9 protein-coding genes are annotated in these 10,699 nt (G+C 71.0%); all 9 read right to left on the minus strand.

Features of this window, described 5'->3' with window-relative positions:
- The coding region (locus KVT45_RS47420) for a substrate-binding domain-containing protein (RefSeq protein ID WP_217557511.1) at positions 1-926 on the minus strand (926 nt) is incomplete at its 3' end.
- Between the two features lie 588 nt (positions 927-1,514).
- Positions 1,515-2,363, minus strand: a complete 849-nt coding sequence (locus KVT45_RS47425) for a sugar phosphate isomerase/epimerase (RefSeq protein WP_217557528.1) — start codon at positions 2,361-2,363, stop codon at positions 1,515-1,517.
- 168 nt (positions 2,364-2,531) lie between these two features.
- On the minus strand, positions 2,532-2,690 hold the full coding sequence (locus tag KVT45_RS47430; RefSeq protein WP_217557970.1) for a hypothetical protein: 159 nt from the start codon (positions 2,688-2,690) through the stop codon (positions 2,532-2,534).
- Entirely contained in the window at positions 2,687-3,634 is a 948-nt protein-coding gene (locus KVT45_RS47435) for an NAD(P)-dependent oxidoreductase (RefSeq protein ID WP_217557531.1), read from the minus strand. The genes KVT45_RS47430 and KVT45_RS47435 overlap by 4 nt, the downstream gene beginning before the upstream one ends.
- A gap of 4 nt (positions 3,635-3,638) precedes the next feature.
- A complete protein-coding gene (locus KVT45_RS47440; protein ID WP_217557545.1) occupies positions 3,639-4,856 on the minus strand; it encodes a Gfo/Idh/MocA family protein in 1,218 nt (405 codons plus the stop codon).
- Between the two features lie 18 nt (positions 4,857-4,874).
- Positions 4,875-5,645: an HpcH/HpaI aldolase/citrate lyase family protein gene (locus tag KVT45_RS47445; protein ID WP_217557570.1), complete on the minus strand. Its 771-nt coding sequence runs from the start codon at positions 5,643-5,645 to the stop codon at positions 4,875-4,877.
- Positions 5,642-7,612, minus strand: a complete 1,971-nt coding sequence (iolD, locus tag KVT45_RS47450; RefSeq protein ID WP_217557609.1) for a 3D-(3,5/4)-trihydroxycyclohexane-1,2-dione acylhydrolase (decyclizing) — start codon at positions 7,610-7,612, stop codon at positions 5,642-5,644. The genes KVT45_RS47445 and iolD overlap by 4 nt, the downstream gene beginning before the upstream one ends.
- A 33-nt stretch (positions 7,613-7,645) precedes the next feature.
- The gene (locus KVT45_RS47455) at positions 7,646-9,088 is read right to left on the minus strand and encodes an aldehyde dehydrogenase family protein (protein ID WP_217557638.1); all 1,443 of its coding nucleotides are present in this window, start codon (positions 9,086-9,088) and stop codon (positions 7,646-7,648) included.
- A 288-nt stretch (positions 9,089-9,376) separates the two neighbouring features.
- Positions 9,377-10,690, minus strand: a complete 1,314-nt coding sequence (locus KVT45_RS47460) for an amidohydrolase family protein (RefSeq protein WP_217557653.1) — start codon at positions 10,688-10,690, stop codon at positions 9,377-9,379.
- Between the last annotated feature and the right edge of the window lie 9 nt (positions 10,691-10,699).

Consider the following 10,699-nt stretch of genomic DNA (forward strand, 5'->3'; position numbering starts at 1 on the left):
CCGCTGTAGTTGCCGTTGTTCTTGTAGAGCCACAGCGAGTCGATCGCCAGGTAGCCCTGGAGGTAGGGCTGCTGGTCGATGGCCCACTGGATCTTGCCGGACTTGATGGCGCCGACCGCGTCCTTGTTGAGGTCGAAGGTGGCGAGCTTGGCCTTGCTGCCCGCGTCGGCGATGGACTGGATGGCGGTCATCGCGAACGGGGCGCCGAGGGTCGTCACGTAGTCGATGGAGCTGTCCTGCTTGAGCTTGGCGGTGATCGTCGCCCGCACCGACGGCATGTCGGTGCCGTTGACATAGAGGATGTCGGTCTTGCCGCTGAAGGTCTTCTTCACGCCGGCGCAGCGGGCCTCCAGCGCGACCTGTCCCTGCTCCATGATCACGCAGACCGTGTGCTTGGCGCCGACCGAGTTGAGCTTGCGGCCGAAGGCCTCACCGGCGATGCTCTCGTCCTGGCCGAAGTACTCGAGCAGGCCCTGCTTCTTCCAGTCGTCCACGCCGCTGTTGAAGCCGACGACGGGGATGCCGGCCTGCTCGGCCTTGGCGACCTCCGCCTTCACGGCGTCCGGCTTGGCGAGGGTGAGCGCGATGCCGTCGACCTTCTGGTCGATGGCGTTCTGGACCAGGCTGGCCTGGTTGGGGCCACTGGGGTCGGAGGAGTAGATGAGCTTGACATTGTCCTTCGCGGCGGCGGCCTCGGCACCCTTGCGGATGGTGTCCCAGAAGGTGTCACCGGGGGCGGCATGAGTGATCATCGCGACCGTCATGCGCGGGGTGCCGGCCTTGCCGGCGGAGACGGCGGATCCGCCCTCCTCGGCCTGCTTACCACCCGAACTGCTGGAGCATCCGGCGACGAGCAGTGCGGCCGCAGCCGCAGCTGCGACGACAGGGGCGAATCTGCGGGAGCGGGGGTGGGACGAACGGTCCATCTTTCCGGCACCTCACTGTGCGGCGGGGGAAGGGAGAGGCGGTTGATCGGGCGAACGCTCCGGATCACATGCCGTTAACACGGCTGTTGCCTATGACGGAGATGGAACCGTCATGCAACCTCGGGGTCAACGCTTGTAATGACATCATTTCTCCATCAAGGCAGGATGTCAGAACAATTACTTGACGCTGGTTGCGTGTGACCTCTACACCTGAAATAGCCAGGCGTCCCAGCTCATTCTCCTCATGCCTGCGGCGGGCACCGGGAAGGTGTCCGCCGGATATGGGAGGCCTCGAATGGGGGAGCCCTTTTGATGTATTAACCATGAATCGAACGGGGGTCGAAAAAAAGGCGGCCGGACCGCGCCTCACCTGCACCGCACTCGACACACGCTGCGACCACATCTGAGTCCGGCCGCACGAAAGGAAACCCGCACCCCATGCAGCGCCTCCGCCACTGGATCAACGGAAAGCCCAGCGAGGAGGGTTCGTCCGGCAAGGCGCACTCCGACGCTCTGGGCGAGGTCGCGCGCGGTCTGGCCTTTTCCGGGCGCACGGCTCGCCGACCGGCGAGCCGCGTCCCTGCGGGCTTACTTGAGCACCGTCACGGCAGTGCGATACGCGGCATCGGCAGCATCACGCACCGACAGTTCGCGGTGCGCGTCCGACAGGATCTCCACCCCCCAGGGGCCGTGCCAGCCCGCCGTACGCAGCGCGGTGATGATCCCCGGCAGGTCGAAGGAGCCCTCCCCGCACAGCCGGCGGCGCCGGACGGTGTCCTCGAAGAGGCTGCCGATGACGTCGTTGTCGGCGTCGTTGAGCTCCACGCCCACGATGCGCGAGACCGGTACGTCCGCCAGTTCGGCCGGGGGAGTGTGGGCGCGCTCGGTGTGCCAGACGTCGATGATGAGCCCGCCCGCCGGGTGGCCGGCGGCCTCGACGAGCCGGAGTCCGTCGTGCACGGTCTTGAGGTTGGACCAGGGCAGGAATTCGATCCCGAGCCGGGCGCCCACGCCGTCGGCCTGCGCCGCCAGTACCGCGAATTCCTTGGCCCAGACGTCGAGATCCCATGGCTGGTCCTCGACGTCGGGCCCGATCTTGAGGTGCCGTGCGCCAAGTGCCTCGGCCGCCCTCAGCAGGTCCCGGCGCACCGCGTCCGAAGCGGAGCGCCGGGGTCCGTCGGCCCACCAGTCGGTCAGGAGTTCCAACTCGACGTGGACGAGCCCGTTGTCCTCGAAAAGGGACCGGACGCCGGCGAGCCCGTACTCGCGCTCGGCCTCCACCAGATCCGCGTACAGGAGTCCGAAACCCTTGAAACCGGCGGCGCCGGCCGCCTCCGCCCGCGCTCGCAGGCTCAGGGGGCTGCGCTGGTCGTCCCGGTCGGGAGCGGAGTCGCCCGCGGTGGTCCAGCAAGTGGCCAGCAGATCCTCAGTATCCATGTCCCGCATTCTAGTCTTCTCGGTATTTTCTACCTGCATCGATATAACAAAAAATAAGGATTTCAAGCCGATCGAAAGGGCGCCGCACAGAATATGACTCTGAGAGCGGACGCCGGCTTTCCCCGGAAGTGAATGCCCGGAGCGGAGGACCGCCCGTGCGGCAGGCGGCTATACGACTTTCCCGAGTACCGAACGCAGATGCTCGGCGCTGGCCCACACGCCCTCGACCGGGCCCTTCTCCTGGGGTTCTTCGGTGAAGCCGGGCACTTCGCACACGCCCCAGGAGATGGGCGCGCCTGCGATCCGGTTCAGCTGTGGGGTGGTCATGCCGTGGCCTTTCGGCGGTTCCAGTCGGGGTCGGCGACCGCGGCCGGTTCGCGGCCCGCGAGGACGTCCGCGACGCCGCGCGCGGCGTCGACGAAGGTCAGGGTCGTCGCGCGGCGTGTCATGCCCATCAGGTGCGGGGTGAGTACGACGGCGGGATGGTCGAACAGCGGGTGGTGGAGGGCCGGTTCGGGGTCGAACACGTCCAGTCCGGCGCCCGCCAGCCGACCCGACTCCAGGGCGGCCAGGGTGGCGTCCGGGTCGAGCAGCCCGCCCCGGCCGCAGTTGATGAGAATGGCCCCGGGTTTCACGCGGGCCAGCAGCTCTTCGTTCACCAGGCGCCGGGTGGCCTCGATGAGCGGGGCGTGCAGGGTGAGCACGTCGCTCGACTCGGCGAGTTCGCCCAGGTCGGCGCAGGCGAACTCGGACGGCACCGGGCTGAACGGGTCGTAGGCGAGGATCCGCATCCCGAACGCGGCGGCGAGTTCGCCGACCCGGTGGCCGATGCGGCCGTAGCCGACGATGCCGATGGTCGCGCCGTCCAGATCACCGACCGGTACGGTGCTCCGCTCGGACCAGCGGCCCTCCCGTACCAGGTCGGTCAGCGGTGTCAGCCGCTTGGTCAGGTGCAGGGCCATGGCGAACACGCCCTCGGCGACCGCGCGGCTGCCGCTGTTCGGCGTGATGACCACGGGGATGCCACGGTCGGAGGCCGCCGCCACGTCGACCAGGTCGACGCCGACGCCGGTGCGGGCGATGACCCGAAGCCGCGGCGCCCGCCGCAGGAAGTCCGCGTCGACGTGCCGGTCGGCGCGGACGATGGCGCCCTCGGCGACCGCGAGGTCCTCGGGGGTGGGGTCGGTGACGAAGGTGACCCGCTCGCCGAGGACCGGCCGCACCGTGTCCGCGTCGACGGGGCCGAGAGCCACCACGACGTGCCTGCTCATGCGATCAACTCCGGACCAGGTGGCCGAAGTTCGCGCCGGGGATCGCGGGCACCGGCTGCCAGGAGCCGCTTTCCGCGGAGGCGGCGGCCGCCGCGATCACCTCGGCGACGGCGTGCGCGTCCTCGATCGTCGAGTTGTGGTGCTCGATGCCGGCCACGGCGGCGAGGAACTTCTTGGCCTCGATGACCTTCAGGTCGTCGTATCCCATGCTGTTGCCGGGGCCGGGCTGGAAGCTGGCGTAGTCGCCCATGTGGCCGTTGCCGAGGACGGTGGTGTAGCCCTGGTCGGGGCCCCTGCGGCCGAGGGCGACCCGTAGTTCGTTCATGCGCTCGAAGTTCCAGGTGACCGAGCCGTCGGTGCCGTAGATCTCGAAGCCGATGCCGCACTGCGGGCCGACGATGACGCGGGACGCCTCCAGGGTGCCGACGGCCCCGCCGGTGAAGCGGACCAGGGCGGCGCTGTAGTCGTCGTTCTCGACCTCCGCCATCTCGCCGTCCTCGATCACCGCGAAGTGCGTCCCGGAACCCATGGGCAGCAGCGGGCGCTCGGTGTAGACGGTGCTGGTGAGCGCGGAGACCTCGCTGATCGGGGAGACGACGTAGCTGACGAGGTCGACCACGTGGCTCATGAGGTCGCCGAGCGCGCCGTGGCCGGCCAGGTCCCGCTTGAAGCGCCAGGACAGGGCGCCCTTGGGCTCGGAGGCGTAGCCGGAGAAGAAGGTGGCGCGCACGTTGGTGACGCGGCCGAGTCCGCCCTCGGCTATCAGTTGGCGGGCCCGTTCGACGGCGGGGGCGTGCCGGTAGTTGTAGCCGATGGAGGTGGCCACTCCGGCCGTTCGGGCGGCGGCGGCGACCTCGGCGGTCTCCTCGGCGCTGCGCCCGACCGGCTTCTCGATCCAGAACGGCTTGCCGGCCTTGGCGGCGGCGATGCCGATCTCGTGGTGCAGGATGTTCGGCGCGCAGATCGACACGACCTCGACGTCCGGGTCGTCGAGGACGGCGCGGTAGTCGGTCGAGGCCTTCTCGTAGCCGAGGACGTCACGGGCGTAGTCCGCACGGTCCTGGGCCGTGTCGGCGGCGTGCACGAGCCGGGGCCTGATGCCCAGCTCGGGGTAGACGGAGGGCAGTACCTGGTAGGCGCGGCTGTGCAGCTTGCCCATCCAGCCGACGCTGATCAGGCCGACGCCGACCTCGCGTGCGGCGCCCGGGGTGGTGGGGGTCATCTGTGTCTCCTGAGGTCTCTAGGCCCGGGCTTGGTCCAGTGCGCCGGCCAGGGCGGCGGCGAGCAGGGTCGAGTCGGAGCCGATACCGATGAACGTCCAGCCCTCGGACCGCTTGGCGGCCGCGGCCGCACCGTCGGGGACGAGGAGGCCGCATGCCTTGCCGTGGTCGGCGGCGGCCTTGCGGACGCGCTCAAGAGCCTCCCGGTAGGCGGGCGCACCGAACTCGCCCGGCACGCCGAGGTCGTGGCTGAGGTCACGGGGGCCGACGAAGAGGACGTCGGCGCCGTCGAGGGCCGCGATCGCCTCGACCTCCTCCAGCGCCCTCGCCGACTCGATCTGGACCACACCGAGGATCTCTCCCGCTCGGTCCAGAGCCGCGGAGTCGAGCCCGAAACGGCAGGCCCGGTTGTAGGTGGCCACGCCCCGATCCCCCGCGGGCGGGTACCTCAAGTGCCTCAGTGCTTCCTCGACTTCGGCCGCGGTGTCGAGGCGCGGCAGCATGACTCCGGCGACGCCCTGGTCGAGGACGCGCCCGATGCGGATACGGGCGGCGGACTCGACGCGTACGACGGTCGGTACGCCGTAGGCCGCCGCGGCCGGGACGGTCGTACGGACCTGTTCCTCGCCGCCGGCGCCGTGTTCGAGGTCGAGCAGCACCCAGTCGGCCCCGGCGGCGGCGCACACCTCGGCCGAGACCGGGGAGGCGAGGCCGACGAAGGTGCCCAGGGTGGCCTCGCCGGCGGCGAGGCGGCGGCGCAGGCGGCCGAAGTCCAACGGCGAGCGATTCATCCGTACCACCTCTGGGACGCCAGACCCTCTTCGTATTCGCCGCGCAGTTGCGCGACCGCTTCCTGCTCGGACACCTCGGCCGGGGCCACGTCCCACCACACACCCGCGCCGGGCAGGTCGGCGTGCGGGATCACCGGGACGACGAGGACGACGGGACCGCCGTGGTCACGCGTCTCGGCCAGGGCGGTGCGCACCTCGTGGGCGGTGGTGGCGCGCAGGGCGCGGGCGCCGAGGCCTGCCGCGATCTGTACGAGGTCGACCTGGAGGTAATCGCCCTCCAGGCGGGCGGGCTTGGCGGAGCCGATCTCCAGGCTGCCGTCGCGGTAGCGGAACTCGTTGCCGAACTCCCGTCCGTTGCGGCCCATCTGGAGCCGGTGGATGACCTGGTAGCCGTGGTTCTCCGGGATCACGATCGTGACCGGGAGCTTCTCCTGTGCGGCCGTGACCAGTTCGGTCGGTGCCATCAGGAAGGTGCCGTCGCCGAGCAGGGACACGACCCGCTTCGACGGGTCCGGCTCGGCGAAGCGGACGCCGAGCGCGGCGGGCAGTTCGTAGCCCATGCAGGAGAAACCGAACTCCAGGTGGGCGAAGCGGCCTTCGGTGGCGTCCCACACCTTCTGGAGGTCGCCGGGCGGGCCGCCGGCGGCGGCGATGATGGTGTCGCCGGACCGCGCGTGCTCCTGGAGCAGGCCGATCAGCTGGCCCTGGGTGAGGACCGCGTCGGTGTCGCGTACGACGTCGGAGTCGTCGGGCAGCGACGCGAGGTCGAAGGGCGAGTCCGGGTCGAGCGCGGCGGTGCGCTGCCGCCGCCACTGCTCGTCCAGGGCGCGTACCTTCTCCTGCCAGGCCGCCGACGTGCCGGTGCCGTTCGCGCGTACGGCGTCGGCCAGCGCGGCCAGGGCCCGCTTGGCGTCGGCCACGATCCCGGTCGCGCCCAGGCGGCCCGCGTCGTGCACGTTGACGTTGATGCTCGCGAACCGCACGTCCGGGTTCTCGAAGACGGAGTGCGAGGCGGTGGCGAAGTCCGTCAGCCGGGAGCCCACGGTGAGCACGAAGTCCGCTTCCCGGGCGAGGGTGTTGACGGCCGGGGTGCCCTCCAGGCCGATGCCGCCGAGCTGCCACCAGGCGCGGCGCTGGACGGCGCCCTTGCCGGCGAACGTCTCCGCGACGGGGATCCCCGCCGCCTCGGCCAGCGCCTCCAGCTCCTCGCCGGCACCGGAGTACACGACCCCGCCGCCGGCGATGATCAGCGGTTTCTCGGCCTCGGCGAGCAGGCGGGCCACCGCCGCGACCTCGTCGGCGTCCGGCGCCGGGCGGCGGATCGGCCAGTCGCGCTCGGCGAAGAACTCCACCGGGTAGTCGTAGGCGTGCGACTGGATGTCCTGGGGGAGGGAGACGACCACCGCTCCGGTGTCCACGTCGGTGAGCGCGCGCATCGCGGCGGGCAGTGCGGTCAGCAGCTGTTCGGGCCGGGTGATGCGGTCGAAGAAGCGGGAGACGGGCCGGAAGGCGTCGTTGACCGAGGTGTCGGCCTCGATGGGGTGCTGCAACTGCTGGAGTACGGGGCCCTGGTGGCGGGTCGCGTAGGTGTCGCCCGGCAGCAGCAGGACGGGCAGCCGGTTGACGGTGGCGAGGCCCGCGCCGGTCACCATGTTCAGGGCGCCCGGGCCGATGGAGGCGGTGACGGCGAGCGTGGCGTGCCTGCGCGTCGCCTTCCCGTAGGCGGTGGCGATGTGGACGAGCGCCTGCTCGTTGCGGCCCTGGACGAAGGGAAGTCGGTCGCTGAGCTGGTCGAGGGCCTGGCCGAGTCCGGCCACGTTGCCGTGGCCGAAGATGCCGAGGGCGGCGGGGACGAGGCGGCGGCGGTGGCCGTCGGCCACCGAATACTGCCGCGAGAGGTAGGTGACGACGGCCTGGGCGACGGTGAGGCGCACCGTGCGCGCTGGCTGTGGCGTCCGGTCAGTCATGGGTCGGCTCCTGATAAGAGGAAAGGGGCAGGGTCACCAGGGACGGCCGTGCAGCACGATGGTCTTGACCTCGGTCATCTCGCTGACGGCGGCGCGGGGGCCCTCCTTGCCGTAGCCGCTGCCCTTCAGGCCGCCGTACGGCATCAGGTCGGCGCGCCACAGCGGCGTCCAGTTGATGTGGACGGAACCGGCGTCGATCTCCCGGACGGCGCGGACCGCTCCGGCGACGTCGGAGGTGAAGATGCCGGCGCCGAGGCCGTACGCGGTGCCGTTGGCCTGCGCGATGGCGGACTCCCAGTCCGCCGCCGAGCTGACGGCGACCGCGGGTCCGAACAACTCCTGCTGGCTGAGCGCGGACCGGGGGTCGACGTCGGCGACGACGGCGGGCTGCACCACCGCCCCGTCGCGCGCGCCGCCGGTCAGGACACGCGCCCCGTCCGTCGCGGCCTGGGCGATGGCCCGCTCGACGCGCTCCGCCTCCGCCGTGGTGATGAGGGCGCCCATCGTCGTGTCCGGGGAGGAGGGGTCGCCGGTGCGGATGGCCTCGACCTTGGGGACGAGGGCGTCCAGGAAGTCACCGGTGACGGCGGGGTGGGTGATCACCCGCTGGACGGAGATGCAGACCTGTCCGGCGTTGACGTACCCGCCGAGGGCGACGGCGCTCGCCGCGGCCTCGATGTCGGCGTCCGGCAGCACCACGACCGGGCAGGAGGCGCCCAGCTCCAGGGACAGTTTCTTCACCCCGGCCACGCGGGAGATGTGCTCGCCGGTGGCGGTCGAGCCGGTGAAGGAGATCTTCCGGACGCGGGGGTCGGTGACGAGTGCGTCGCCGAGCACCGAGCCCGAGCCGACGAGCACGGAGAGCACGCCTTCCGGCAGGCCCGCGTCCACGAAGCACTCGGCGAGTTCGAGGGCGGTCAGCGGGGTGCTGGTGGCCGGCTTCAGGATGACCGGGTTGCCGGCCGCCAGGGCCGGGGCGAGCTTGTGCAGGACCAGCAGTGCCGGGTAGTTGAACGGCGTGATGGCCACGTCGATGCCACAGGGCTGGCGCAGGGTGAAGCCGAGCTTGTCCTGGCCCGTGCCGCGGTTGGCGTCGAGCGGCAGGGTCTCGCCGTAGAGCTGCGTGCCCTCGAAGGCGGCGAGCCGGATCAGGTCGCCGGAGCGGGACGCCTCGGCGGTGGCCTCGGTGATGGTCTTGCCGGACTCCGCGCTGATGGTCTGTGCGGTCTTCGGGGCCCGCTCGTCGGCGAGTTCCGCGGCGCGCAGCAGGATGCGCATCCGCTCGTGGGCGGGCGTACGGCGCCAGACCGCCGCCCCGCGCTCCGCCGCCGCGAGGGCGGCCTCGACGTCCTCGGTTCCGGCGAGCGCCACCGTGCCCACCGTCGAACCGTCGAACGGTGAGGTGATCTCTCGGGTCTGCCCGGTACCGCGGGCCACCTGCCACCGGCTGCCGATCAGCAACTCCACGGGCGCCATCGCCCTCTCCCTTCAGGAGATCGTCAGAGCACGGCCGTGCGGGACATGTCACGCGGGTCCCGCAGGCCAACGGCCAGGCCGTTTACGTGCTCGCAACGCTAGGGCGATGCCAAGGAATTACTGAAGCCCTCTAAGAAATCATTTGTCCATCATCGGTGCCGTCTTTTTTCCATCATCGTGAATGGCTTGAGACCCCGGGGGTCTGCTCAACGGAACGGAGCGGTTCGGCGGTGCTCGGGTCGTCCGTATGCTCCCGGCATGAGTGACGATCGGGCACGGTGGCGGGACTCAGCGGGCCTCCGTAGCGCTCGCTCCGGTCGTTCCGACGGGTTCGGCCGTGGGCAGGAGGTCCTTGCGCACGACGCCGTCCTGGACCACGCACACGATGTTCGCGGGATCCCCGAGTACGCCGATGTCCGCGAGCGGGTCGCCGTCGCACAGGACCAGGTCGGCGGTCTTGCCCGCCGTGAGCGTACCGAGGCGGTCGGCCAGGCCCAGGAGTTCGGCCGAGGTGCGGGTGCCCGCGACGATCGCGGCCATGGGATCCATGCCCAGGTCCACGAGGTGGCTGAGTTCTCTCAGGTTCTGGCCGTGCGGGCAGACGGCGGCGTCGGTGCCGAGCGCGATCCGGGCGCCCTGCTCGATGGCGCGGGCGATGTTCTCCTTGGTGACGCCCGACCAGCGGACCTTCTTGCGGTAGTGGTGCTCCGGCATCGCGTTCCTGTCGATTCCGCCGAAGACCGTCGACAGCGTCGGCACGATGAAGACGCCCCGTTCGCCCGCCATCTCCAGTGCCTGGGCGTCCAGGCCGTAGCCGTGCTCGATGCTGGTGACCCCGCCGCGGATCGCGTTGAGGATGCCCGCGGTGCCCTGGGCGTGGGCGGCGACCGGCTTGCCGCCGTGGCGCCGGCACTCGTCCACGACCGCGCGGATCTCCTCCTCCAGCAGGCCCTCGTCCTCGGGCTGGTCGTAGGGGCTGGCCATGCCACCGGTGGCGCAGATCTTGATCAGGTCCGCGCCGGCGCGCAGCGTTCTGCGCACGGCGAGCCGCGACTCGTCCACGGTGTCGGCGAGTTCGGCCATCTCGCCGCCGGTGAGGTCGGTGCCGTCGAGCAGCCGGAAGTCCGCATGGCCGCCGGTGTGACTGATGATCCGTACGGCCGTGTGCAGCCGGGGGCCGGGGATGCGGCCGGTCTCGACGGCGGTGCGGTAGCCGGTGGAGAGGCCGCCCAGGTCGCGGGCGGTGGTGATGCCCGCGTCGAGCGTCTGCCGCAGCCGGGTGGCGGTGTCGTAGGTGACCAGGACCGGGTCGAGCTCGGCACGGCGGCCGGGCGGCGAGCCGTATGCGTAGGCCAGGTGGGTGTGGCAGTCGAAGAAGCCGGGGAGCACGGTACGGCCCCCGGCGTCGATGACACGCAGCGCCGAGGCGTCCCCGGTGGCCGGCGGGGCCAGGGCGGCGGGGCCGGCGTAGGTGAGGACTCCGGCCGCGTCCGCGACTACGACGGCGTCGTCCACCGGGAGGGCGCCGGTGCCGTCGACGAGGCGGGCGTTCTCGACCCGCAGCGCGGTCCTGGAGGTCTGGTACGTCGTGGCTTCGGTCATGGAGATCGC

Source organism: Streptomyces sp. GbtcB6, from assembly GCF_019091475.1.
GTDB lineage: Bacteria > Actinomycetota > Actinomycetes > Streptomycetales > Streptomycetaceae > Streptomyces > Streptomyces hyaluromycini.